22 protein-coding genes are annotated in these 25,275 nt (G+C 64.2%); 12 read left to right on the top strand and 10 right to left on the bottom strand.

The features are described from left to right. The first annotated feature begins 165 nt into the window (after positions 1 to 165). Positions 166 to 5,046, top strand: a complete 4,881-nt coding sequence (locus B0919_RS12855) for a carbohydrate-binding protein (protein ID WP_078012663.1) — start codon at positions 166 to 168, stop codon at positions 5,044 to 5,046. Between the two features lie 154 nt (positions 5,047 to 5,200). On the opposite strand, the gene B0919_RS12850 is transcribed toward B0919_RS12855, so the two are convergent. Beyond that, the gene (locus B0919_RS12850) at positions 5,201 to 6,223 is read right to left on the bottom strand and encodes an LLM class flavin-dependent oxidoreductase (RefSeq protein ID WP_078012662.1); all 1,023 of its coding nucleotides are present in this window, start codon (positions 6,221 to 6,223) and stop codon (positions 5,201 to 5,203) included. A 228-nt stretch (positions 6,224 to 6,451) separates the two neighbouring features. Here B0919_RS12850 and B0919_RS12845 point away from each other — a divergent pair, with 228 nt between their 5' ends. Continuing rightward, on the top strand, positions 6,452 to 7,081 hold the full coding sequence (locus B0919_RS12845) for a hypothetical protein (RefSeq protein ID WP_078012661.1): 630 nt from the start codon (positions 6,452 to 6,454) through the stop codon (positions 7,079 to 7,081). A 49-nt stretch (positions 7,082 to 7,130) separates the two neighbouring features. On the opposite strand, the gene B0919_RS12840 is transcribed toward B0919_RS12845, so the two are convergent. Continuing rightward, positions 7,131 to 8,156: an aldo/keto reductase gene (locus B0919_RS12840; RefSeq protein WP_078012660.1), complete on the bottom strand. Its 1,026-nt coding sequence runs from the start codon at positions 8,154 to 8,156 to the stop codon at positions 7,131 to 7,133. A gap of 251 nt (positions 8,157 to 8,407) precedes the next feature. On the opposite strand from B0919_RS12840, the gene B0919_RS12835 reads away from it, so the two are divergent. Both B0919_RS12835 and B0919_RS12830 read left to right on the top strand, forming a co-directional pair. Continuing rightward, complete coding sequence (locus tag B0919_RS12835) at positions 8,408 to 9,604, top strand: serine hydrolase domain-containing protein (protein WP_078012659.1); 1,197 nt, start codon at positions 8,408 to 8,410, stop codon at positions 9,602 to 9,604. A 179-nt stretch (positions 9,605 to 9,783) separates the two neighbouring features. Continuing rightward, entirely contained in the window at positions 9,784 to 10,902 is a 1,119-nt protein-coding gene (locus tag B0919_RS12830) for an ATP-binding protein (protein WP_078012658.1), read from the top strand. 347 nt (positions 10,903 to 11,249) lie between these two features. Here the strand turns inward: B0919_RS12830 and B0919_RS12825 are convergent, their stop codons facing one another. Beyond that, positions 11,250 to 13,445: a hypothetical protein gene (locus tag B0919_RS12825; RefSeq protein WP_078012657.1), complete on the bottom strand. Its 2,196-nt coding sequence runs from the start codon at positions 13,443 to 13,445 to the stop codon at positions 11,250 to 11,252. A gap of 118 nt (positions 13,446 to 13,563) precedes the next feature. Between B0919_RS12825 and B0919_RS12820 the strand changes: the two genes are divergently transcribed. From B0919_RS12820 to B0919_RS12810, 3 genes are all read left to right on the top strand, one after another. Beyond that, positions 13,564 to 14,130: a DUF1572 family protein gene (locus B0919_RS12820; RefSeq protein WP_078012656.1), complete on the top strand. Its 567-nt coding sequence runs from the start codon at positions 13,564 to 13,566 to the stop codon at positions 14,128 to 14,130. Between the two features lie 135 nt (positions 14,131 to 14,265). Further along, complete coding sequence (locus B0919_RS12815) at positions 14,266 to 14,811, top strand: 2'-5' RNA ligase family protein (protein WP_078012655.1); 546 nt, start codon at positions 14,266 to 14,268, stop codon at positions 14,809 to 14,811. Positions 14,812 to 15,055: 244 nt separating this feature from the next. Continuing rightward, positions 15,056 to 15,829, top strand: coding sequence for a hypothetical protein (locus B0919_RS12810; protein ID WP_078012654.1), 774 nt, complete (start codon positions 15,056 to 15,058; stop codon positions 15,827 to 15,829). A gap of 14 nt (positions 15,830 to 15,843) precedes the next feature. Here B0919_RS12810 and B0919_RS26065 read toward each other — a convergent pair whose 3' ends face one another. Further along, complete coding sequence (locus tag B0919_RS26065; RefSeq protein ID WP_078012653.1) at positions 15,844 to 15,993, bottom strand: transposase DNA-binding-containing protein; 150 nt, start codon at positions 15,991 to 15,993, stop codon at positions 15,844 to 15,846. Positions 15,994 to 16,165: 172 nt separating this feature from the next. Here B0919_RS26065 and B0919_RS12800 point away from each other — a divergent pair, with 172 nt between their 5' ends. Further along, entirely contained in the window at positions 16,166 to 16,627 is a 462-nt protein-coding gene (locus B0919_RS12800) for a hypothetical protein (RefSeq protein WP_078012789.1), read from the top strand. Positions 16,628 to 16,806: 179 nt separating this feature from the next. Then, a complete protein-coding gene (locus B0919_RS12795) occupies positions 16,807 to 17,709 on the top strand; it encodes a DUF3667 domain-containing protein (RefSeq protein WP_176133027.1) in 903 nt (300 codons plus the stop codon). A gap of 81 nt (positions 17,710 to 17,790) precedes the next feature. Here B0919_RS12795 and B0919_RS12790 read toward each other — a convergent pair whose 3' ends face one another. Both B0919_RS12790 and B0919_RS12785 read right to left on the bottom strand, forming a co-directional pair. Continuing rightward, a complete protein-coding gene (locus tag B0919_RS12790; RefSeq protein ID WP_078012651.1) occupies positions 17,791 to 18,555 on the bottom strand; it encodes an SDR family NAD(P)-dependent oxidoreductase in 765 nt (254 codons plus the stop codon). A 75-nt stretch (positions 18,556 to 18,630) separates the two neighbouring features. Continuing rightward, complete coding sequence (locus B0919_RS12785) at positions 18,631 to 19,044, bottom strand: helix-turn-helix domain-containing protein (protein WP_078012650.1); 414 nt, start codon at positions 19,042 to 19,044, stop codon at positions 18,631 to 18,633. A gap of 218 nt (positions 19,045 to 19,262) precedes the next feature. Here B0919_RS12785 and B0919_RS12780 point away from each other — a divergent pair, with 218 nt between their 5' ends. From B0919_RS12780 to B0919_RS12770, 3 genes are all read left to right on the top strand, one after another. Beyond that, positions 19,263 to 20,165 carry a helix-turn-helix domain-containing protein gene (locus B0919_RS12780; protein ID WP_078012649.1) on the top strand — a complete coding sequence of 301 codons (903 nt, stop codon included), beginning with the start codon at positions 19,263 to 19,265 and terminating at the stop codon, positions 20,163 to 20,165. 83 nt (positions 20,166 to 20,248) lie between these two features. Further along, positions 20,249 to 21,088: an oxidoreductase gene (locus tag B0919_RS12775; RefSeq protein ID WP_078012648.1), complete on the top strand. Its 840-nt coding sequence runs from the start codon at positions 20,249 to 20,251 to the stop codon at positions 21,086 to 21,088. Positions 21,089 to 21,132: 44 nt separating this feature from the next. Next, positions 21,133 to 21,984, top strand: a complete 852-nt coding sequence (locus B0919_RS12770) for an SDR family NAD(P)-dependent oxidoreductase (RefSeq protein WP_078012647.1) — start codon at positions 21,133 to 21,135, stop codon at positions 21,982 to 21,984. Between the two features lie 101 nt (positions 21,985 to 22,085). Here the strand turns inward: B0919_RS12770 and B0919_RS12765 are convergent, their stop codons facing one another. From B0919_RS12765 to B0919_RS12750, 4 genes are all read right to left on the bottom strand, one after another. Continuing rightward, positions 22,086 to 23,057 carry a deoxyhypusine synthase family protein gene (locus B0919_RS12765; protein ID WP_078012646.1) on the bottom strand — a complete coding sequence of 324 codons (972 nt, stop codon included), beginning with the start codon at positions 23,055 to 23,057 and terminating at the stop codon, positions 22,086 to 22,088. Between the two features lie 142 nt (positions 23,058 to 23,199). Further along, complete coding sequence (locus B0919_RS12760; RefSeq protein WP_078012645.1) at positions 23,200 to 23,694, bottom strand: hypothetical protein; 495 nt, start codon at positions 23,692 to 23,694, stop codon at positions 23,200 to 23,202. 21 nt (positions 23,695 to 23,715) lie between these two features. Then, entirely contained in the window at positions 23,716 to 24,696 is a 981-nt protein-coding gene (locus B0919_RS12755) for an alpha/beta hydrolase (protein WP_139362095.1), read from the bottom strand. Beyond that, on the bottom strand, positions 24,693 to 25,250 hold the full coding sequence (locus B0919_RS12750; RefSeq protein ID WP_078012643.1) for an STM3941 family protein: 558 nt from the start codon (positions 25,248 to 25,250) through the stop codon (positions 24,693 to 24,695). Before B0919_RS12750 ends, B0919_RS12755 begins: the two co-directional genes overlap by 4 nt. Positions 25,251 to 25,275: the final 25 nt, after the last annotated feature.

Genomic DNA, 25,275 nt, shown 5'->3' with positions numbered 1-25,275 from the left:
GAGTGAGTGCCGCCCCGCCACGGCCCGGCAAGCTGCGGCGGGCGGCCGCCAGCGAGTACAATCCTTCTTGCGGACAGGGTGCCTTGCACTGCCTGCATCTGCTTTCCTCCCGGCCGCCGCAGCCGGGCTGCTTCGCTCTTTCTCAACCTAACCTTTCCCACCCGTATGCGAAAACTGTTACCCTTCTTCGCGCTGGGCTGCCTGGCTGCCACCACGGCTGCCCAGGCGCAGCAGATTTCGCCGTACCTGGCCGGCCAGAACGCCTGGATGGCTTACAGCTACGGCGCCCGCGTGTACAACGGGCAGCTAGACCAGCTCTGGCCCACCGTGAAAAAGTCCAAGGTGCGCATGGTGCGCATCGGCGGCAACGGCGTGGAGTTCAACATGCCCACGCCGCAGCAGTACCTGAGCATGATTGACTCCATCCGCCGCATCGGGGCCGAGCCCATGGTGCAGGTATCGGAGGGCCGCGGCCGCTACACGGCCCAGCAAGCGGCGGCCGTGGTCGACTACGTCAACAACCAGATGCGCCGCGGCGTCAAGTACTGGATTATCGGCAACGAGCCCAACCTGACCGGCAACTTCGGCAAGGTGGGCGTGGAGGGCGTGGAAGCCTACATCAAGAGCTGGGCCACGGCCATGAAACAGGCCGACCCGACGATTCTGACGGTGGGCCCAGAAACCTCCTTCTACGACACGAGCTACTTGCGCCCGCTCATCGGCGGGGCCAACGACGTGACGGGCAAGGACGCCAACGGCCGCTACTACCTCGACGTGGTGACCTTCCACTCCTACCCCTTCAGCGGCACGCAGACGCGCGCCCAAGTGCTGACGGCTGCGGGTACGCTGGCCGGCAACGTGAATGGGCTGCTCACGATGATAGACGCGGCCAACGCCCTGCACAACCGCTCGGGCGCCGACGCGCTGAAGTGGGCCGTGACGGAGTTCAACATCGGCTACCAGAACCCCACGGCCAACGGCGTGGACGGGCTGGGCGTGCACGGCTTTCTGAACGGGCAGTATTGGGCCGAGGTGTTCGGCATCGGCATGCAGAAGCAGGCCGTGTCGATGATGCCGTGGTCGATTCACGAAAGCAACGGGAGCCGCGGCGAGGGCGACCTGGGCTACCTCGACGGCTCGGGCGCCAGCATCAAGCCCCGCTCGGCCTTCTACCACGAAATGCTGGTGGCCGAAAACCTGCGCGGCTCTTACCTGGCCGCTACCGACAATCAGGCCGACGTATCGGTCATCAGCAGCCGCCACGGCGACACCACGGCGGTGATGGTGCTCAACAAGAGTAACACGGCCGATTTCGACTTCACGGTGCAGTTGTCGGCAGCCGCAGTGCCGGGTACGGCCGCACTGAAAATCAACGTACCGGCCGGCCTCAATGCCGCCTACAACGACAAAATCTACGGGCAGTCGACCCAGGTACTGCTCTTTGATGGGCAAGGCCAGCTACTGCGCAAAATCGTGTACTCGCTGCAGCACGCGACCAACAACCTCGCGCCCACTTACCTGCGCCCCGGCCAGCAGGTGACGCTGGCCGACTTTCGGGCCGATAAAACCTTTACCTGCGTGGCACCGGAGCAGGTGAGCTTCGCGCCGGCCATTCTGGGCTCGTACGCCTCCTTGAGCTGGAATTTTGGGGCCGATGCCACGCCGGCTACCGGCACCGGGCCCGGGCCTTTTGCGGTGCGCTACGCCACGCCGGGCGCCAAGTCGGTGACCATGACCCTGCAGAACGCCGACACGACCATCGCGGTCAGCAAGGCCGGCTACGTGCAGGTCAGCGCCTGCGCGCGCACGCCTTATTCGGGCACGCCCATAGCGCTGCCGGGCGTCATCCGGGCCGTCGAATTCGACAACGGCGGGCAGAACGTGGCCTACTACGACTCGGACCCGACCAACCGCGGCGCGGCGCTGAACCCCAACGTGCCCCGCGCTTCGGAAGCGGTGGATACGGAGCTGGGCGACGGCGGCTACGGCAACATCGGCTACTCGGCCTCGGGCGAGTGGCTGAAGTACTCGGTGAACGTGCAGCGCACGGGCCTCTACAAGCTCACGGCGCGGGTATCGGCCAGCGCTACGGGCGGCTCCTTCCGCGTGTCGGTGGATGGCGTGGACAAAACCGGCGTTATCGGGGTGCCGGTGACAGGCGGCTTCGGGGTGTTTCAGGATGTGGTGGTGAGCAACGTGTACCTGGAGGCCAACGCCAACGCCACGCTGCAGTTAGAGCTGGTGAGCAGCTCGTTCAACTTCTCCAAACTGACGCTTGAGGAGCAGCCCCCAACGGGCATCGTGGTGAACCGCCTCTACAACGCCACCTCCACGCCCGACGGTATGTCGGACGCGGTGGAGCTGCTGGTGACCAAGGACCATGTCGACGTGCGCGGGCTCATCGTGAAAGACTTCGAGACCAACCTGACGTCGGACGCGGGCGGCAAGTACCAATTTAAGGACCAGGCTCTGTGGAAAGACCTGCGCATCGGCACGACCATCGTGCTGCGGCGGCTGGCCTCGGGCATCACCGGCTACGCGGAGGACCTCGACGCGGCTGATTTCAAGCTGGATCTGCTGATGGGAAACGGCGCTTACCTCACGAACCTGGCGCCCAACAACAGCTTCAACCTGACCAACACCGACATGGTGCTGCTCAAGACCGGCGCGGCCAGCGGCACGGCTGGGGCGGTGCACGCCTTTGCCACGGGCAGCTCAAACACGGCTATTTTCCAGGCGGTAACCTCGCCCAAGCTGGTGTCGGCCGCCATTACCAACACCGGGCAGTTTCAGTACCCGCTGAATCCTACGCAGTCGGTGGCCGACTACAACGGCACGGCCGCCGCCGCCTCCTTCGACGCCAACCGCAACTGGGGCAACGGCTACGGCGCCGCTAACGTGGCCTACATCCAGACGCTGCGCAACGCCGCCTTCACGCCCCCGCCCATCGTGGTTAACCGCGTGTACAACGGCTCGAACGACGCCAACGGCCAGACCGACGCCGTGGAGCTGCTGGTGGTACAGGACCACTTCGACGCCCGCAACCTCCTCGTGAAGGACTTCGAGACGAACAACACGGCCGACAACGGCGGCAAGTACCGCTTCAACAACGTGGCCTTCTGGCAGGACCTGCGCGCCGGCACCACCATCGTGCTGCGCCGCATCAGCGGCCCCGCGGGCTACGTGCAGGACCTCGACGCGTCGGATTTCACGCTGGATCTGCTGCTGGACAACACCGGCTATATGACCAACCTGGCCACCGGCAACTCATTCAACATCACGCAGTACGACATGGTGCTGCTCAAGACCGGTACCGCCGCGGGCGTGAGCGGGGCTCTGCACGCCTTTGCCACCAAGGGCGGCGGCGCCAATGGCGTGCCCTCGGCCCTGTTTCAGTCGGTAGCGGCGGCCAAGCTGACCTCGCCCGACGGCACCGACGCGGGCGGCGGCACCTTCCACTACCCGCTGAACCCCGAGCAGCAACCCACCGATTACCACGGCGCCAAAGCGGCCCTTTCCAAGAGCATGGCCTTCAACTGGGGTTACGGCTTCGGCGCGGGCAACGTGGCCTACATTCAGGCGCTACGCGACGCGGTGCTGGCCCCGCCCGCAGCGCTGACAGCCGCGGCCGCGGGCAACGCCGTGATGCTGCGCTGGACCGACAACACCGCCGACGAAACCGGCTTCGACATTTTCCGCTCGACCAACGGAATCAGCTACGCGCCCCTGACCACGGTGGGCCGCGACGCCAGCAGCTACACCGATAGCTGCCGCAACTACGGCACGCGCTACTACTACCAGGTGCGCACCCGCGGCGAAGGGCTCACGTCGGCCTTCGCCCCCGCCGCCAGTGCCCTGACGAGCAGCCGCCCGGCCATCGTGCTGCCGGCTCTGACGGGTGAATGCGCCGTAACGGCAACGGCACCGACCGCGCCCGACCTGTGCGGCACGGCTACCGTCACGGCCCTTACCACCGACCCGACCACGTACGCCGCACAGGGCGCCTATACCATTCGCTGGCGCTTCACTTACAGCGACGGCACGGCCGACACGGTAGCCCAGGCCGTGCAGGTGCAGGACCGCACCGCCCCCACGGTACTCACCCGCAACCTAACCGTAACGCTGGCAAACGGCACGGCCACCATCACGGCCGCCGACGTGGACCACGGCAGCTACGATACCTGCGGTATCCAAAGCCTGACGCTGGACAATACCACCTTCGATTGCAGCAACCTCGGGCCGAATACCGTGACGCTGACCGTGACGGACACGCACGGCAACGCGGCTTCAGCCCCGGCTACGGTCACCGTTATCGGCGCCGTGCCCACGCCGGCTATTGCCGTTGGTCGTACCGATAATACCTTCACCGGCCTGAGCGCCAACACCATTGCCCTGGGCTACGGCACCCAAAGCCTGACGCTGACGGCCACCGACGGCACCTCAAGCGCCACGACTTACGCCTGGGCGCCGGCTACTGGCCTGAGCAGTGCCACGGCCGCCAGCCCAGTCTTCACGCCCACGGCGGCCGGTACCTACACCTTCACCGTCACGGCCACCAACGAGTACGGCTGCACGGCAAGCAGCAGCGTTACCATCACGGTAATCGACGTGCGCTGCGGCAACAAAAACGACAAGGTGCAGCTCTGCCACAACGGCCACGAAATCTGCGTGGCCCCGGCAGCCGTGGCGGCCCACCTCGGCCAGCACGGCGACCAGCTCGGCAGCTGCCAGCCCACGGCCGCCCGCGCCACCGCGGCCGGCTCGCAGCCCGCAACGCTCCAGCAAGCTACTGTGCTCGAAGCTTACCCAAATCCGTTTGCGGGCCGCACTACCATCCGCTTCCAGCCGGCGACGTCTGGTCCGGCGCAGCTGCAGGTCTTCAACCACCTGGGCCAGCTCGTTGCCACGCTTTACCAGGCCGAGGCCCAGGCGGGCTACCGCTACGAGCTGCCGCTGCGCGCCGACGCCCTGCCTGCGGGCCTTTACACCTGCCGGCTGCTGAGTGCCGGCCAAGCCCAGAGCCTACGCCTGGTGCTGGTGAAATAACCCGCCGTTTGCTCACCCAAACGCAACCGACCCGAGTCCTGGCGCCAGGACTCGGGTCGGTTGCGTTTAGGGCCTGCTTACGATGCGCGCAGAGCTGCCGAAGCCACCTCAAAAGCGGCCTACGCCAAGCCCCCGTACCGGCGCTGACTTCAACTCAGCGCAGCAGCGGCGCCACCCGCGTGCCGAGCAGCTCGATGGCCTGCAGCAGCTGCGCGTGGGGCAGCGTGGCCACGTCCATCTGAAACGTGACCCGCGTAATGCCGCCCAGCGCTTCGGCATGGCGCCGAATCTTGGCGGCTACGTCCTCGGGGCTGCCCACGAGCAAGGCGCCGAGCGGCCCGGTTTGGGCATCGAAGGCGGCGCGGGTGATGGGCGGGCCTCCGCGCTCCTTGCTGCGGGCCGAAAAAGTGCGGGCGTAGCCGGGAAAAAAGCTTTCAATGGCCTCTTCGGTGGTTTCGGCTACGTAGCCCAGGGAGTGCAGGCCCACCTGCAGCTGCTCGGGCGCGTGGCCGGCGCGGCGCCCGGCTTCGCGGTACAGGTCTACCAGCGGCCGAAAGCGGTGCGTGTCGCCGCCGATGATGGCCACCATCAGCGGCAGGCCCAGCGCGCCGGCGCGCGCAAACGACTGCGGCGTGCCGCCCACGCCCAGCCAGATGGGCAAGGGCTGCTGCACCGGGCGCGGGTAAATGCCCTGCCCGGTGAGGGCCGGCCGAAACTTGCCCGACCAGTGCGGGCGTTCCTCGTTCCGGATTTTGAGCAGCAGCTCCAGCTTTTCGGCGAAGAGCTCGTCGTAGTCGTCGAGGTCGAAGCCAAAGAGCGGGAAAGCTTCAATGGACGAGCCGCGGCCCACCACCATTTCGGCCCGGCCCTGCGAAATGAGGTCGAGGGTGGCAAACTCCTGGAACACGCGCACCGGGTCGGCGGCCGAAAGCACCGTTACGGCACTGGTCAGGCGGATGCGCTTGGTGCGGGCGGCGGCCGCGGCCAGAATAACCGCCGTGGCCGAATCCAGGTACTCCGGGCGGTGATGCTCGCCGATGCCGAACACGTCGAGCCCGACCTCGTCGGCCCGCTCGATGCGCGCCAGCAGCTGGGCCATGGCCTGCTGGCCGGTGAGGGTGGTGCCGCTGCTGTTGCTCAGCAGGTGGGAGGCAAAGCTGTCGATTCCGAGTTGCATACAGTTGGCGTTAGGCCCCTACCCGCGCGGGGGTTCTGGACGGTAGGTAGTTGCATTAACCCGACAACCCGGTTGCGGTTTTAGCGTGCGGCTGGGTAAAGGGGCCGGCCCAGCCGGCCGACGCGGCTTTCTGGGAGCAACGGGGCGCCTGCGCCGGGCCTCTTCTCTTATCTTCGGCCGTTTGTCTTATCAGCCGCTATGCCCGCCCGAGCCTACGTTTACTACTGTTTGAGTGCCCTGCTCCTGGCCGGCTGTCAGGGCCAGACTTCCGAACCGGACGCCGGCGTACCAGCCGCGGCGCCGCCTCCGGCCGCCGCGCCGGCAGATACCGCCGTCGTCAACCGGACGGTGCGCAACTTCTACGCCTGGTACGGCAAGGCCATCAGCAGCGAGGGGCCGCAAACAGAATTTCAGCCCGACTTCGTGGCGGACGCCCAGGGGCGCCTCACGCTGGACTACCGCCGCTACTTCGCCAACCTGCGCCGCCTGCACTTTGCCGAAAGCCTCATCCGGCGGGAAATGGCCACTTACCAGCCGTGCATCGACACCCTGCGCGCCATTCCCTACGCCCAACGGGACAGCCTGCTGGACGACGTCGACGACTACGAACAGCGGGACTGCGCTTTCTTCGACTCTTACCGCTGGACCCGCAGCCAGGACAGGTTCACGGGCATCAGGCTCCAGCAAACCCGAATCATGGGTGACTCGGCCGCGGTGCAGGTGCAGCTGTTTGAGTATTATCCCGACAACGAAGCCGCCAGCCGGTACTACTTCTGGGAAACGCCCTACACCGTAAGGCTCACCCGCGCCGCTGGGGCGTGGCTGATCAGTGATATTGACTTCAGCGACAAGCGTTAAGCCCCGGCAGGCGGCTTCTGCCCCGACTAACTTGGATCGGGCCGCGGCCTTACATACCGGTGTGCCCCAGCATGGGAAAGCGCTGCTGGTGCCAATACGGGTAAATGGGCGTGGTAGCGCTGACGCCATCCAGCCGGGCCACCTGCTCGGCCGAGAGGTTCCAGCCGGCCGCACCGAGGTTCTGGCGCAGCTGTTCCTCGTTGCGGGCGCCGATGACGAGGTTGACCACCGTGGGGCGCTGCAGCAGCCAGTTCAGGGCCACCTGCGGCACGGTTTTGCCGGTTTCCGCCGCCACCTCATCGAGCACGTCCACAATGGCAAACAGCCGCTCGTCGGGCACTTGCGGGCCCTGGCCGCCGCCCTGGGCCAGGCGGCTGCTCTCGGGGATGGGCCGGCCGCGGCGGATTTTGCCGCTCAGCAGCCCCGCCGACAATGGGCTCCACACGATGGTACCTACACCCTGGTCCTGGGCCAGGGGCATCAGCTCCCACTCAAACTCGCGGTGGGCCAGCGAATAATACGCCTGGTGCCCCACGTAGCGCGCCCAACCGTAGCGCTCCGATACCGAGAGGCTTTTCATCAGGTGCCAGCCCGAGAAGTTGGAGCAGGCGATGTAGCGCACCTTGCCGCTTTGCACCAGCTGATCGAGCGTGCGCAGCGTCTCCTCCACCGGCGTGTGCGCGTCGAAGCCGTGCATGTGATAGATGTCGATGTAGTCGGTGCCAAGGCGGCGCAGCGAGTCCTCGCAAGCCCGGATCAGGTGCAGGCGCGAGGAGCCATAGTCGTTGGCGCCGGGGCCGGTGGGAAACGTGGCTTTGGTGGAAATCAGCACCTCCGGGCGGCGGCCCGCCAGCGCCCGGCCCAGGATTTCCTCGGCCTTGCCGTCGGAGTAGCCGTTAGCCGTGTCGAAGAGGTTGACGCCGGCCTCCAGGCAGATGTCGATGAGGTGGCGGGCTTCCTCGACCTGGGTGTCGCCCCAGGCCTTGAAGAATTCGTTGCCGCCGCCGAAGGTAGCGGTGCCGTAGCTCAGCACCGGAATGCGCAGGCCCGAAGCGCCTAGTTGGCGGTATTCCATAGCGTATAGTCAGAAAAAGCGGCGTGCCGCCGGTGAGAGGGTCGCGGCTTTCGCGGCACCGCGTAGTACCTGCTACAACCGACTGGCCCCGCCGATGTTCGGTCCTGCCCGCGTACGGGTAGCCATGCGCCGGTACCGGCAGACAAGGCAAGGTAGGGCAAGGTGCGGCCTTGGCTACGGAATTTGGCGGCCCCAGCGCCCTGATCCAGCGTCAGCGCTTACCTTACGCCGGACCATCCGGCTGCCTCACGATGAAGATGTTACCCGCCCTTGGCGCCGCTGCGGCTGCGCTGCTCCTGTCGGCTTGCGCCAGCGGACGCATCACCCGCCTCGACGGCAGCCATTTGCGGGAGCCGGAGCTTACGCGGCGCATTCAGCAGATAACCGACTCGGCGCACGTGCACGGGCTGGCGGTGGCCGTGTTCAACCGCCGCCGGGCCGTGTACCGCCACGCCTTTGGGGTGAAAAGCACGGCTACCAAGGAGCCGCTGCAGTTCGACACGGAGTTTTATGGGGCCTCGCTGAGCAAGGCCGTGTTTGCGGTGCTGGTGCTGAAGCTGGTGGAGGAAGGGCAGCTGACGCTGGACGAGCCGCTGCAGCGCTACCTGCCCCGGCCCATTTACGAGTACGCCCCCAAAACGCGCTGGCACGACGACTACTCCAGCCTGCGCGACGACACGCTCTACCGCCGTCTCACGGCCCGCATGTGCCTGAGCCACACCACCGGGCTGCCCAACTGGCGCTGGGACGAGCCCGCCCAGCGGCTGCATATCCACGGGCGGCCCGGCAGCCGCTACAGCTACTCCGGCGAGGGGCTGGTGTACCTGCAAGTGGTGCTGGAGCACAAGCTGGGCCGCTCGCTGGAGTCGCTGATGCAGGAAAAGGTATTTAGGCCACTGGGCATGAGCACCTCCAGCTACCAGTGGCAGCCGCGCTTCGAGGCCAACTACTGCTTCGGCCATGCCACCGACGGCAAGGTGCTGGAAAAGGACAAGGACAACGAGCCGCGCAGCGCCAGCACCCTGGAAACCACCCCGGCCGATTACACCCGCTTTCTGGAAGCCGTACTGCAGCAGCGGCTACTGCGGCCCGAGTCGTGGCAGGAGCTGTTTCGGCCCCAGATTACCATTCACTCCCGGGCGCAGTTCGGCCCGCTTTCCCGCCAGGATACCGACCGCTACGACCACTTGCGGCTGGCCTACGGCCTGGGCTGGGGCCTGCTGCAGTCGCCCTACGGCGTGGGCGCTTTCAAGGAAGGCCACGGCGACGGATTCCAGCACTATTCCATCCTGTTTCCGCAGCAGGGCATCGGCGTGCTGCTGATGAGCAACAGCGACAACGCCGAAAGCGCCTTTCAGAGTCTGCTGCGCGTGACCATCGGCGACAAGTTCACGCCCGTGGACTGGCAGAATTACATACCCTACACCCGGCCCCAGGCCGCACGATGACTGTTGCCCCACAGGTATGTGGCGCAAACCGGTAGCGGCTGGCCCCACGAGCAGCTGAGCGCCAAAACGGCGTTGCGGCCTGGTTACGAGCAGCCGCGAACCGGATATCATCAGCCCCGCAGCAACGAAATGCCGGGCTTGAAGGTACACACCCTGATGCCGCTACCACCCCATAGTCCATGACCGACTACGCCACTCTGTTCCGCTCGTTGGCCGCACACAGCCAGTGCGTATACTTTGCCTACGACCCGGTTTCTCGCCAAGTCACTTACGTCAGCCCGGCTTACGAGCACGTGCTGGGCGGCGACAGCAGCCGCGTCAACGCCGAGCTGGGCCGCTGGCAGCAGCTGCTCCACCCCGATGACTGGGACTACCTGCAGGAGCAAGTAGCCCTGGTACTGAGCGGACGGCCCGCCGTGGAAGACGTGGAGCTACGCCTGCGCCACCCCGATGGCCGCCGCCAGTGGCTGTGCCTCACGCTGTGCCGCCCCGCTGCCGAGGGCGAGGGCGAGCTGCTGACGGGCACCGTGCAGGACATTACCCGCGTAAAGGAGTATATGTCGAACGCCGACAAGTTCAACGCGAAAAAGAACGCCACGCTCGAAATCCTCTCCCACGACCTGTCGGGTCCGCTGCTGGTGGTGCAGCAGTTGGCCGAGCACGTGGCCGAGCAGGCCAAAAACTACAGCAACCCGGCCCTGGATGAGCTGGTGCGCCTGATGCGCACGACCTGCCAGGACAGCGTGGATTTGATCCGGGACTTCGTCAACCAGGAATTCCTCGAATCGGCCAACGTGGAGCTGAAGCTGGCGCGCCTGAACTTGGTGTCGCACCTGCGCGTGCTACTCAACAACTACCGCGACGCCCAGCACCTGCTCGACAAACGCATTGGCTTCACCACCAACGCGGAGGCCATCTACGTGTACATCGACGACAACAAGTTTCAGCAGGTCATCAACAACCTGATCAGCAACGCCCTCAAGTTCACGCCCGATGGGGGCCGCATCGAGGTGCATGTGGAAGAGCGGGCGGGCCGCGTGCGCGTCAGCGTGCAGGATACCGGCATTGGCATTCCGGCCAAGCTCCAGCCGGTGCTCTTCGATAAGTTTACCAAAGCCCGACGACCGGGCCTGCGCGGCGAGCGGACCATCGGTCTGGGCATGTCCGTCATCCGGACCCTGGTGCTGCTGCACGACGGCAACATTTCCTTTACCAGCGAGGAAGGCCGGGGCACCACCTTTATCATCGACCTGCCCACCGTGGCCGACGAACAGCTGGCCCACCGCGGCCCCCAGTAGTTCGGCTTCGGCAGCCTGGTTTAGAGCGTGTTGGAGATTTTCGTTCCAGGCAGTGTGGGCAGTAACTAACCAATGGTGTTTTGAGGCTTCCTAGGCCGTCATGCTTCGACAAGCTCAGCATGACGGCCTAGGAAGCCTCTTTCGTGTTTCGCTAGGCTCCCCCTCTCCTTTTCCGGAGAGGGGGCCGGGGGCGAGGCGCAACGTCAGCACGCGAGATGTCTCGACTTCGCTCGACATGACGACCTATGGGCATTTTTGGCAAAACCCAAATACGCTCGTGCCCCACCTGGCTCAGTAATGATAGTTCGCTGACGCCGTGCAACGATACTGGTCAGGCACCACCCAAGCTACAACTCGCTGAGCTCCTCGGCCATCTTGCCGGGCACACCCACACTGCGCAGCAGGCCGCTATTGACGCCCTGCAGCCAGATGGTAAACACGCTGTAGCGCAGGTCGCGGTCGGAGCGCACGGGCGCCACTTTCAGCGGCTCGCCCTTGCGGCGCGGGTTGTCGTCGCGGATAACGAGCACGTTGGCGGCCTTGGAAATCACCTTGGTGATAAACTTCTGCCGGTCGGGCCCGCCGCCGTTGGCGCTGAGGATATCCAGCTTCAGGTCGTTGTAGCGCGCCCACATGGTGCCCGTTACCTGCCGCTTGTCCACTTGCAGCTCCACCCGGATGTGGCGCACCTCGCCCCGCTCGAAGCGGGCAAAGCGCGTGGGCTCGGTGAGGGGATTCAGAATAGCAAACGGGGCCGGCCCGAAGGTAGCCACCACGCGGTGCCGCCCCTGCGCATCGAGCAGCGGCAGCCAGGCGGTAGCCTGCAGGCGGCAGCGGTCTTGCAGATACACCGTGGCGCGCAGCACCGCCGGGCGGGCCGCCGTCATGCGCTGCGGGTCGTTGGTGAGGTTGGTGCCGGTGCCGTTGAAGCGCGTGAGGGCGAAGTAGCCGGGGCGCCGGGCCATTTCGCCGGTAAACTTGAAGTACATGGCCAAGTCGCGCACCCGTAGCGTGCGCACATCGAGGCGGAAGGGCAGGCGGCGCATGTTTTCGGGCGTCACCAGAGCCAGCTTGTTGCCCAGTGGGTAGTGCGCGTTGCCAATGATGTGCAGCCGCGCGCCGCCCATATCCACTTCGCGGGCCAGCACGGCCTTGCGCCGAACCAGCGCCCCGAAATCGAAGCCGCTGACGCGCAGTTGCGGCGCGCGCAGCGTGAGGTGCGTGGCCTGGTGGCCCTTGCTGCGGGCCAGAGCATCGGGCGACATAGTGGGCCGAATCAGCCCGCCGGTGAGGCGCAGCGTGCGGGCGCGCGTTCCTACTTGCAGCCCCGCCCATTGCAGGCGGTAATACGGCGCATCGATGGTGAGCTGGCCGGGGCCGGTGCGGGCGCGCCAGTCGCGGGCGTAGAGCACGCGGCGCGGGTCGCGCGCGGCGGCGGCGTCCACCCGAATGTCGCGGCCGTCGATGGCCAGATCCGCCACTTGCGGTGCCAGCTCCAGCTGGGTAATGCGCAGCTGCCCGCCGGCAATGCCCAGGTGCCCCAGCTGCACCCGGCGCAGATAAGGGGCCAGCGCCACATGCAAGGGCGGCGGAGGCTGCGCTGGTGCCCCAAAAGTAAGGCGTGGCTGGTGCAGCTCCAGCGAATCGGCCTGCAGCATGCGGCGGCTCAGCAGCTCGGGCCGCAGCCCTTCCAGCGCCAGCCGCGGCAGCCACAGCGTCACGTGGGTGTCGCGGGCTTTCAGCTGCCCGTCGGCCACGGGCGTTACGCGCAGCGAATCCAGCTGCAGGCGGCGCCCACGGGAAGTAAACTGCACCGCCCCGAGGCTGACGTGGTGGCCCGGCACGTTGGCCTCCAGGCCGGTCACGTTCAACTCCACGGCCGCCGCGTAGCTCAGCCGCGCCGAGTCCCGCGCGCCGCTACGGCTCACCAGCACGTCGGTGGCGGCGAGGTTGCCGTGGCGCAATTGCGTGCGGGTGCGCCCGTGCTGGCCCGAGGCCACGCGCACATCCTGCACCAGCAGGTGAGCCAGCCGAATACCGGGAATGCGCTGCGGCAACTGCTCGTGCAGGGGTTTGTGCGCACTGTTTTGCTCGGGCGTGTTCAGCACCCGGGCCCGCAGCGTGTGCACCAGCAGCGTATCCACGCTCACCACCTCGCCCTGCAGCAGGGCCCCTACCCCGATGCCGGCTACGCGGAACTGATCCACGGTGAGCAGCAGCCACGCCGGTTCGCCCGGGGCTTTGGAGGGTTGCTTATTGGGCCAGCCGGTGGGCCGCAACCAGACGCGCCGCAGCGTGAGGGCGCGCCGGGCCCAGTTGGTGCGCAGCTCGCCGATGTGCAGCTCGTAGCGCCCCTGCGACTTGTCGTGCACCAGCTGCACCAGCTTGCGGCGCAGCCAGGGGTCGAACAGCCGGGCGCCCACCACGGCTAATACACCTAGCACCAACAGCACGCCCGCCAGCCACCAGAGCCAGCGAAAACGCGGCCGGGCAGCAGGAGCATCGGTGGAAGGCGGACTGAAAGAGGTAAGCTCGGCGGACACAGGACTTGACAGAGATGCTTCTAACGCAAAAGCAGCCCGCACGGCTGCAAACCCGTCGGGTAAGGCAGCCATTTAAGTTAGTCTGTTACCTTCACAGGGCTCTTTATTTCATCCTACTATGCCCGCATCCCATCCTACCGATCTGGCCGCGGCCCTGCTGGGCACGGTGAGCCACAGCTTCCGCAGCTACCAGGCGCTGGCCGATAAAGCCCTGGCCCGGCTCACGCCCGAGGAGTGGCTTTGGCGGCCGGGACCCGAGTCCAACAGCGCGGCCGTCATCGTGCAGCATTTGGTGGGCAACCTCCGCTCCCGCTTCACGGATTTCTGGACGGCCGACGGCGAGAAGCCCGACCGCCACCGCGACCAGGAGTTTGAGGAGCCTACCACGGCGGCCGGCATCGAGGCGCTACGCGCGCAGTGGGTGGCGGCCTGGCCGGTGCTCTGGGCCGTGCTCGACCACCTGGAGCAGCACCCCGAAGACTGGCTGCGCACCGTCACCATCCGGCAGGAGCCCCACACGGCGCTGGCGGCCCTGCAGCGGCAAGTCACCCACTACGCCTACCACACCGGCCAGCTGGTGCAGCTGGCCAAGCACCTGCGGGGCGCGGAGTGGGAGTCGCTGAGCATTCCGCGCGGGCAGAGCGAGCAGTTTAACGCCCGCATGCGCGACCAACCGGCGCGCTAGCACGTACAAGCCGCGGTCTGGCTGACCGTCCGCCGGGGCGGCCACCGGTCGGTCCACCGTTTACACCGTACTTTCGCGGCCTGATTTGCCCGCCCGGCCTATTGCCGGGTTCCAGCGCTGCCCCACCTCACCTATATGCTTGCCATTACGTCGCTGCTCAACCCGCAGAACGCCCAACGCATCAACGGCATCATCCAAAGCCTGGAGGATGAATTCGGGCTCGACGACGTGCAGGCCACGCCCGACCCGCACATCACCTACCTGCTGGCCGGCGTGAGCAAGCACGAGCCGCTCAAGCAGGTGCTGGAAGACATTGCCACCACCACCGTGCCCTTCGAGGCGCACACCACCGGCCTGGGCCTGTTTCCGGGGCCGAACCCGGTCATCTACATCCCCGTGCTCCGCTCCGACGAGCTGAACCGCCTGCACCGCCGCCTGCTCCACGCCACCGAGCCCCTGTGCCTGCGCACCGACCGCTTCAGCCAGCCCGAGCTGTGGCTGCCGCACATTTCGCTGGCCCTGCACGATACCACGCCCGAGCTGCTGGGCCCGGTGCTGCAGTACCTCAACGAGCAAACCTTCAATCTGCAGCTGCGCATCAGCAACCTCGCCATCCTGCGCCAGGAAGGCGAGCAGTTCATCCCCGAGGAAGTGTACCCGCTCGAAGGCGAGGACGAGTAGAACAATGAAATTGGTTTTGCCCCTCTATTAATCTTGTCCTCACCCAAATCTAAGAGCCTCCTAAGTTTGAGCAGTCGCTTAAACTTAGGAGGCTTTTACTTAGACCGACCGTATGTGTCTGGATCTACACCAGATAAGGTTGTGAAGGCGATTAGGGGGTTTCGAAGTGTACACTTTTCATGTTGTCGTCAGCAAATGCAACTTGCGTAGGTAAGCGACGAAGTTGCGGCACTAGCTTGGGAATATGGAAAAATGGAATCTGAACGGTGTATTGAATATTTACGCTGACCTCAGCCAAGAGGACTGCACAACCATTGCGCGAGCTGTTGACGCCAGCCCGTATGGATTACGACAGATCCAGTTTGCTCGCCGCTTCCCCGTAAGCCGGTACACGCTGGAGCATGTCAATAACGTCTTGTTAAGAAAGAGTCCATTAACGCCTCTTAAGGAGACTATCAATGGCTTCGGCGCTTTTGATGATTTGACTTTCCTGCAATGGCTCCCGGATTTGAGGAAGTTAGTGGTGGACCTGTTACAACCCGCTAGCCTTCGGCCGATAGTCGATTATACCAACCTAGAAGATCTGTTTTTAGACGGCCATTCGGTTTCCCTGAGTTCCTTAGCAGGCGCACATACATTAACCCACTTTAAGGGTAATGATAAGCTGCGGGACGTTGGGGCCATTGGCACATTTTCCAACCTCGCTTCGCTGGCACTATCCAAACAACGCCTCGCCAACTTCGACTTTTTGTTGCCTGTGTCGGAGCTGAAAACGCTGACGCTTTGGCAAGGGAAGATCCAAGACTTAACCGCTCTTCCCGGTGTTGGCAAGCTTGAGCAGGTAAAGTTCGTGAACGTCGCTAATCTATCACCTGAGCAGCTCTTACCTCTAAACGATATGCCCTTTTTGCAGCACGTTAGTTTCTATGACCAACATCTTATCAAGAACAGCAACTGGTTGACAAACCCTGCTGTAACCGTTGAGATAAATGGGGTCATGCAGCCCCTAGCTAAATAACCCCAATAGGGTGGTCAGCAGCTGGCGTAGGCCTGTCCGCCGCTCAAGCGGGGAATACTCGTGCCTGGCTCCCGCGCCCAGCCGGCGGCTAAGCGGCAGATGCGGCGCCTACGACGTACGTCTCCCAACTGCACGGTGCCGAAATGCCGCCCAGTCGACGGCATCCCCAAAATAAGTCGATACCCTCATCCCCATAACCTACGAAAAAGCCGCCCCGGTCACTTGAGCGGGGCGGCTTTGAGTTTTGGGTAAGGATAAGCTATTAATCGGGCCAGCCCCAATCCCTCGTTCTTAACTACTCATTGACTTACTTTGCCCCGCACCAACCCGCTGTTTATGTACCCCACCTTACTGCTGCTGCACTCCTGGACGCGCTGGTTCGTCCTCATCTTCGGCATCATTGCTTTCTTGCGCGCCCTTTCCGGCTGGCTGGGCCGCAAGCCCTACACCGGGGCCGATAACGGCATGGGCGCCGCCTTCGTGGGCTCCATGCACCTGCAGCTGCTGCTCGGCCTGATTCTGTACTTCGGCGCCAGCCCCTTCGCCGCCCGCGCCATGGAAAACATGGGCGCCGCCATGAAGGACGCCGAGCTGCGCTTCTGGGGCGTGGAGCACATCGTCACGATGGTGCTGGCCGTGGTAGCCGCCCAGATTGGCCGCTCTACCTCCAAAAAGGCTGCCGACGCCGTGCTCAAGCACAAGCGCGCCGCCATCTGGTTCGGCATTGCCATTCTGCTGGTGCTGCTGATGATTCCGTGGGGCATCTGGAACCCGGCCCGCCCGCTGTTCCGCTTCTAAGCCCGGAGCACCGGCAAGCGTCCGACTCTTTCCGCTTCACACCGCCCGGTCAGCCCAGCTGGCCGGGCGGTTTTGTTTTGGCGGTGCGCCGTTGTGGTGGTTTGTTTTGGCCCGACTAGCGGAGCGAACATAGCAATTACCTATCTTCCGATACCGCTATACTTCAGTCGCTCACCGCTTTGGAAACACTTACTCATCCGTTGCCCACCGCGGCGGCCGCTCCGCCGCCGGTGCACCACGCGCACGCCTGCCTGAACTGCGGCGCCCACGTCGCGGACCGCTACTGCGGCCACTGCGGGCAGGACGGCCACACCCACCGCTTCACCCTGGGCCACCTGCTGCTCCACGATTTGCCGCACTCGGTCTGGCACGTCGACAAGGGCCTGCCGCGCACGCTGTGGCAGCTGGTGAAACGCCCCGGCAGCGCCATTACCGAGTACCTGGCCGGGCGCCGGGCCAGCTATTTTTCGCCGCTTTCCTACCTGCTGCTGCTCGCGGGTTTGTCGGCGCTGCTGATGTCGGCCATCCACCTCAATCCCTACGCCGCCGCGCCCGATACGCCCCGGCTGCTGGTGCTCACTATGGAGCGCTACCTGAGCACGGTCTTCAAATACCCCTCGGCCACGTACGTGCTGCTGCTACCGCTGAACGCGCTGCTCTCGCGCTGGCTGCTGAAGCCGACGGGCTACAACTACGCCGAAATGCTCATCAGCCAGGCCTTTATTGCCGGCACGCTGTCGGTTCTCGCTATGCTGCTGATGGTGCCGCTCGTGCTGCTGTTCGTGCACTCGGCGCATTTTTCCATCATCAGCCAGCTACCGCTGCTGCTGAGCCTGGGTTACCCGGCTTGGGTGTACCGGCAGCTGCTGGAGCCCGCGGGCATTTCGGCGGCGGGCAAATGGACGCGGGCCGTGCTTACCTCGGCGCTGCAGCTGCTGGTTATGTTCGTGGCGGCCTTGGTGTTTATGGTTTATCTGGCCGTGACGCTGGCCCGCCAGGATCCGTCGCTGCTGACCGACTTTCAGGCCCGTATGGCCAAGCAGCAACCGGCCCGCCCTACGCCGCCGGTGCCCCGCCCCTAGCCTTTCGCTTTCACTAGATTCTAAAATCGAAAAAGCCCGCCGCAGAGCTGTCTGCGGCGGGCTCCTTTTTTGGTCCGCGAACTACAGGGAATAGCCGCCCGAGGCCTCGATGCGCTGGGCATTCACCCAGCGGGCCGCATCGGAGCAGAGGAAGGCCACCACGCCGCCCACGTCGTCGGGCTCCCCAATGCGGCCCAGGGCCGTCTGCGTCGACATATAGGCTTCCAGCTCGGGGTGCGCCTCGCGGGCGGCCTTGGTGAAGTCGGTTTTGATGATACCCGGCGCCACCACATTGGCCCGAATGCCGCGGCCGCCCAGCTCCTTGGCCAGGTACTTGGTCAGCGTCTCCACGGCGCCTTTCATGGCTGCGTAGGCCGAGTAGCCAGGCACGGTAAAGCGGGCTAGCCCAGTGGAAAAGTTGACAATGGCGCCGCCGTCGGCCAGCAGCGGCAGCAGCTTCTGCGTGAGAAAGTACACGCCCTTGAAGTGCACGTTCAGCAGGTCGTCGAAGGCCTCTTCGGTCATTTCCGCAAACATACCGCGCGAGTCGATGCCGGCGTTGTTGATGAGGAAGTCGAAAGTGTCGCGCTGCCAGTGGCGGCGCAGCTCGGTGGCCAGCGCCTCGGCAAAGGCGGCAAAGCTGGCCACCTGGCTGGTATCAAGCGGCAGGGCCACGGCCCGGCGGCCCAGGGCCTCTACTTCGGCCACGGCGGCCTGCGCCTCATCGGCGCGGGTGCGGTAGGTCAGCACGATGTCGTGGCCGCTGGCGGCCAGGTGCTGGGCAGTGTTACGGCCCAGGCCGCGGCTACCGCCGGTTATCAGGGCAATTTTGGGAGTGGTGCTCATCGGAATCAGAGACAGAAAAAACGATGGCCCAAAGGTGGCGGCCCGCTTGGCGGCGGGCATGGTGAGAGCTTCAGTTTAAATGGTGATAGTTTCCGATTCCTGCCGCTGCCGGGCCCATTCGGCTTCGCGGTACTGCTTGGGCGTGAGCCCCACGAAGCGCTTGAAAAACTTGGTGAAGTTAGAGGGGTCGTAGGTAAGGCGGGCCGCCACTTCGGCCGCCGACAAAGCCGGGTCGCGCAGCAGGCGCTGGGCCGTGTCCACGATGCGGCGCTCGAAGTAATAACAAGGCGAATTGCCCGTGGTGAGCTTGATGGTGTTGCTCAGGTGGGTGGGATGAATGTGCAGCAGATCAGCCAAGTCGCGGATTTCCAGCATTTCCGTCACGCGTCCGGCTTCGATGTCGGCCAGGTGCCGGTCGACGGCCCGCAGAAAATCGGCGGTAATCTCGTGCTGGCGGGCCATGATTTTCTTCGGGATGGGAGTAGCCATAAGACAGCAACACTTAGGGATAATAGGCGGGGGCTTGCTAAGCGACAGCGCCCGGGAGCAACAAGGTACAAAGGGCGTCATTTTTCCTTTGCCCCTCGGCAGCATAAACCACTTACCGCCAGCCACAGTTGTAGCCCCGAAGCCATTGGCCCGGCCCGCTACTTCGGCCCGTAGGTGTAAGGGCGACGGCTGCCGTTTGATTTTCGTAACTTCCGCCTATGACTTCCGCCGTTAGCCTTGCCGAGTTTTACCAGCAGAAAATTCACTGGTTGCCCGATAACCTCAAGCAGGACATCGGCCACTTCAACGTATTTCGGCTCGATGATTTTGTGGGGCCCAAGGCTTGTCACCTGCCCTACAGCCGCAAGGATTTCTACAAAATCACCCTGGTGCAGGGCCGCAGCAACTACCACTTTGCCGATAAGACCGTGGAAATCCGCGGCCACGCGCTGCTGTTTGCCAACCCCATGGTGCCCTACGACTGGGAAATGCTCGACGAGGAGCAGTCGGGCTACTTCTGCATCTTCACCGAAGCTTTCTTGCAGCGTTATCTGGCCGCGGCGGGCCTGGAGCTGCCCATGTTTCGGCCCGGCGGGCAGCCGCTGTACTCCCTGACGCCAGCGCAGTTTGTGGCCCTGGCGCAGTTGTTTGAGAAGATGTCTGCTGAACTTAGCTCCGATTACGCCTATAAGTATGACCTGCTGCGCAATTATGTCTTCGAGCTGGTACACAGCGCCCTGAAGCTGCAGCCGGCCGCCACCCTTTACCACGATGCTACGGCCACCACGCGCATTGCGTCGCTGTTTGCGGAGCTGCTGGAGCGGCAGTTTCCCATCGAGGCGCCGGGGCAGCGGGTGCGCCTGCGCAGCGCGCAGGCGTTTGCCGGGCAGCTGGCCGTGCATGTTAACCACCTAAATCGTGCCCTGAAGGCCGTCACCGGCAAAACCACCACCGAGCTGATTGCCGCCCGCTTGGTGCAGGAAGCCCAGGCCTTGCTGAAGCACACCAGCTGGCAGGTAGCCGAAATCAGCTACTGCCTGGGCTTCGAGGAACCCGCGCACTTCAGCAACTTTTTCAAGAAGCACACGGGCGTTGCGCCCTCGGTGCAGCGCGCTGTTTGATTTTCGCAAGCATCCGTTTGATCTAGGTAAGCCCCTCGCCTACGCGCTGCTCTAGTTTTGCTCTCCTCAATCACCGAGCAACTATGAGCACTTCCCAAACTTGGTTTATCACCGGGGCCTCGCAAGGCTTGGGCCTGGCCCTGGTGCAGCAATTGCGGCAGCAGGGGCACCGGGTAGCGGCCACGTCCCGCCGGCCCGCCGACCTTATCCGCGCCGTCGGACCAGCGTCCGCCGACTTCCTGCCCTTGCACGTCGACCTGGCCAGCGAAGCCAGCGTGCAGCAGGCCGTGGCGCAGGCCATCAGCGCCTTCGGCCGGCTGGATGTAGTCGTCAACAACGCGGGCTACGGCATTGGCGGCAGCATCGAAGAGCTGACCGACGCCGAAACCCGGCAGGCCTTCGACGTGAACGTGTTCGGCATGCTGCACGTCATCCGCCACGTAATGCCGCAGCTGCGGGCCCAGGGCGCGGGGCATATCATCAATGTATCGTCCATTGCCGGCCTGGCGCCCAATGCCGGCTGGAGCATCTACGCGGCTACCAAATTCGCCGTGGAAGGCCCCTCCGACGTGCTGGCCCAGGATGCAGCGCCCTTCGGCGTGAAGGTCACTATTGTGGAGCCGGGCGCGTTTCGCACCAACTTCCTCTCACCCGAGTCCCTGATCATGGCCGCGCAGCCCGTGCCGGCTTACGCGGCCGTGCGCGCCTCGCACGAGAAGTACCTCGCCATGAACGGCGCCCAGGCCGGCGACCCGGCCAAAGCCGCCGCGGCCATTATTCGGGTGGCTGGCGAAGCTCACCCGCCGCTGCGCCTGCTCCTGGGTCAGGATGCATATGACCGCGCCCAGCACAAACTCGATGCGCTGCGCGAGGAGTTTCAGGCCTGGCGCGCCCTAACCGTCTCCACCGGCATCAATCAATAATTGCCCCGCGGCTTGTGCTACCGCGGCCAACATTCACCTTTCCTATGAAAACCAATCAGATCTGGTTTGTTACCGGCGCCTCGCGGGGCCTCGGTCTGGCGCTGGTGCGCCAGTTGCTGGCCACTGGCTACTCCGTAGCCGCCACCTCCCGTAACCTGGCCGAACTCCGGGGCACCGTACCACCTGAGCAGGCCGGCTTTCTGGCCCTACACATGGACCTTGGCGACGAAGCCAGCGTGCAACAGGCCCTGACGGCCGCCGTGACGCACTTCGGCCGACTCGATGTAGTGGTCAACAACGCTGGCTTCGGCCAGCTTGGCGCCTTGGAGGAGCTGACCGATGCCGAAAGCCGCCGCAACTTCGACGTGAACGTGTTCGGCCTGCTGCACGTGCTGCGCCACGCCACGCCGCTGCTGCGCGCTCAAGGCCGCGGCCGCGTGTTCAACATTGCCTCCATCGGGGGCTTCACCGGCGCTTTCCCCGGCTGGGGCGTTTACTGCGCCACTAAGTTTGCCGTGGCAGGCCTCACGGCTTCCTACGCGGCCGAGGTACGGGAATTCGGCGTGCAAGCCAGCGTGGTGTACCCCGGTTATTTCCGCACCGATTTCCTCACCGCCAGTTCGCTGGGCACGCCCGCGCAGCCTATGGCGGCCTACCAGGCCGTCCGCGAATCGCAACAGGCCCACGAGCAAAGCATCAACGGCAACCAACCCGGCGACCCGGAAAAAGCCGCGCAGGTGCTCATCGAGGTCAGCCACGCCGAGCAGCAGCCCTTGCACCTCTTCCTGGGCGCCGATGCTTATCAACTAGCCGATCAGCAACTCCAGGCAGTGCAGCAGGACATGCAGCAGTGGCAGGCAGTAGCCACCGCTACCGATCTGGCCGTAAATGCCTAAGCACGGAGCATAACCTCGGTGCTCAGCTGAAACGGCCAAAAACGAAACCGCCCGCCGCTGAAGCTCAGCGGCGGGCGGTTCAACTTTGTACCGGGCGGCAATTACTGGCCCAGCACCATCGCGAAAATCAGCGGCGCCACGATGGTCGCGTCCGATTCGATGATGTACTTGGGCGTGTCCTGGCCCAGCTTGCCCCAGGTGATTTTCTCGTTGGGCACGGCGCCGGAGTACGAGCCGTACGAGGTGGTGGAGTCCGAAATCTGGGCGAAGTAGCCCCACAGCGGCACCGAGGTGCGCTGCAGATCCTGGTGCAGCATGGGCACCACGCAGATCGGGAAGTCGCCGGCAATGCCGCCGCCAATCTGGAAGAAGCCCACTTTGCTTTCTTCCTTAGCGTTCTGGGTGTACCAGTCGGCCAGGTAGATCATGTACTCGATGCCGGTACGCACCGTGTGCACGTTCTGGATGTCGCCCGAAATGACGTGGCCGGCGAAGATGTTGCCGAGCGTGGAGTCTTCCCAGCCCGGGCAGATGATGGGCAGGTTTTTCTCGGCGGCGGCCAGCATCCAGCTGTCCTTGGGGTCGATCTGGTAGTACTGCTCCAGCTCGCCCGACTTGAGGATCTGGTAGAAGAACTCGTGGGGGAAGTACCGCTCGCCGGCTTTGTCGGCCTGCTCCCAGAACTTCAGCACCGAGTGCTCCAGGCGGCGCATGGCCTCCTCTTCCGGAATGCAGGTGTCGGTTACGCGGTTCATGTGGCGCTCCAGCAGGGCCTGCTCGTCGGCAGCCGTCAGGTCGCGGTAGTTGGGCACCCGCTCGTAGAAGTCGTGGGCCACGAGGTTGAAGATGTCCTCTTCCAGGTTGGCACCCGTGCAGCTGATGATTTGCACCTTGTCCTGGCGGATGAGCTCGGCCAGCTGGATGCCCATTTCGGCGGTGCTCATGGCACCGGCCAGGGTAATCATCATCTTGCCACCTTCGGCGAGGTGCTTGTTATAGCCTTCGGCCGCGTCGATGAGAGCAGCGGCGTTGAAGTGGCGGTAGTGGTGCTTGAGGAAGTTGGTTACGTTCATCGAAAGATGGTCAGAAGAAGTGGGTGTGCGGTTTACAATCAAACTACAGCCGGGAATCGTTCAACGGTGAGGCGCTATATCGAAAGTTCTGAATAGCGTACCATTCCGGCTGGGTTGCTCACCAAAAAGCCAGGATTAGGGCCTATTGGCGGAAATGCTTTTTCAAAAGAGCCGGCGGAATGGTGTCCTTCCAGGCGTCGTATTCTTCATCCATGCCCTCGGCAAAGTAGATGAAATCGGGCGTGCGGGGCAGCTTGGCGAAGTCCAACTGCTGCATCACCTGGCTGATCATCTGCTTGAACTGTTCCGGCAGGTGGGCGGTGTCCGTGTCCTCGTCGTAGCACAGCTCCGAGTAGGCTTCAAACAGCGCCAAGGTGGGTTCCGACAACGAAGCCTGCACATGGTCGTCGTAATAGAACCAGGACGCGGTATCACTGATGGAGGCGCCTACCTCCTTGCTGGTTGCCCGCTGCGGCAGCATCATGCCCGTCGCGTCCAGGGTTGATTCGAAGTACAAGCAAAACGCCAGGATGGGCCCGTCCTCGGGGTATTTGGCCGCGTACGTGTCGATAAACTCCTGCGTATCGGCCCGCAACGACTCGCCCAGGGTCTGGAAATCGAATTGGCTTTGCTTCATGCCTTGGCGTCGAAACAGCGGTTAGGAAGTGCGAATGAAGCCCCTCGCCTGCAGAAAGCCGGTGATGCGCGCTACGTACAGGTCGCCAAAGGTAGCATAAGCCAAGGGCTGCGGCGACAAGGCTTCGAAACCGCCTAGGTGTCCGCCCGCAAACTCTACCAACTCGCGTCGGCGGCCCTGCGCCACCAGTTGCCGGCTGTCGGCTAGTGGCGTAAAAGCGTCTTGGCTGCCGGCAAACACGAGCATCGGACACTTGATCTTGGGAAGCAGTGCGGGGTACTGCGCGGCCGTAGCTGGCAGCAACACGTCTTTGTTCTTCGCCTGTTTTACGCTGCGCACCATGGCCTGCGGATCGGCCACGAAGCCTTCCGCCACCAGAAAATCCACCTCACGCCCGGCCGCCACGGTAGCCGCCGGGATAGTACCCATCGAGAGGGCAAACACACCTAGCGGCTGCCGCGGCCAGAGCTGGCGCGCGGCGTGTACCACTGCCCGCAGGTCCTCGGCAAACTCGGGGTAGTAGAGCTGCGCGGGGTTAAGCGGGAAATCGGCACTTTGCCCAAAGCCGCGGTAGTCGAACGTGATGACGTGGTAACCGGCGCGGTGCAAGGCCTTTACCTGGTGCAGGTAATAGCCCATGTTGCCGAAGTCCTGATAAGCCAGCACCACCGTGGCGTGCCGAGCGGCGGCCGGAGCCGGTTCGAAACGCCAGGTTTTGAGCCGGTAGCCGTCGGCCGTTTGTACGTCGGCCGCGGTGTAAGCCAAGCCTACCGAATCGGGCAATTGGTGGTATACGCGGTCGGGCCTGAGCGCCCAAGCTTCGGCCGTGAGCAGCAACAGGCTCAGCACCAGAAAGGGTATTTGCAGCGTGCGAATCAGTTGAATTGCCTTGCTCATCAGGTAGTACGCCGGCAGCTTGGTGCAGGAAAGGGCAGCGAAGGCAGCGGATGGCTTGCGGTTGGCAGGCCATTCCTCCACCCTAGGCTGTCCTTGTTCGGTCACAGGCGGGTGGGGTATTTATCGGGCTGTGCGGCGGGGGTAGTGGCCTCCTCGGTCGGCGTCGGGGTAGGCCACTGCAGCGCCAGCTGTTGGTAGATGTAGTCGACCACAGATCTGGCCGGCGTGTCGGTGTTGGCCGTCACGAGCACAAAGGGTGCCCAGCCAGCGGCGACGTTCAGCTCCCCAAGCGTGCGAATTAGTACGGGTTGCTTGCGCTTGAACTGCTCAGGGTTGCGCACCTGCACCTGCACGTTTTTGTGCCACAGGTAGGGCAACTCGTAGGCGCGTATTACCTCACCCCACGGAATGATGCCGATTTTGAGCCGCCGGTCCTCAATGCCTTCGTCGGAGACGATGAGCACGGGTTTGTGCTGAATCACCTTCACCAGCGCAAACACCATCAGTCCCCCAAACAAGGCCAGGAAGCCCAAACCCATTACCTGCAGCGCCACGTCGTCCTCCGGTAGCAGCAGCAAGCCGAGCAGGGCAAACGGCAGCATCAGCAGGGCTAGCAGGATAAAGCGCCAGCGCGCGAGGCGAACGACCAGGGGTTCCATAGAGCGGCGTAAGCAGGTGAGCGTC

Origin of the sequence: Hymenobacter sp. CRA2 (genome assembly GCF_002007105.1) — a bacterium.
In the GTDB taxonomy this organism is placed as follows: domain Bacteria; phylum Bacteroidota; class Bacteroidia; order Cytophagales; family Hymenobacteraceae; genus Solirubrum.
Note: the sequence above shows the minus strand (reverse complement) of the source record. Positions and strands in the feature narration are given on the sequence as shown.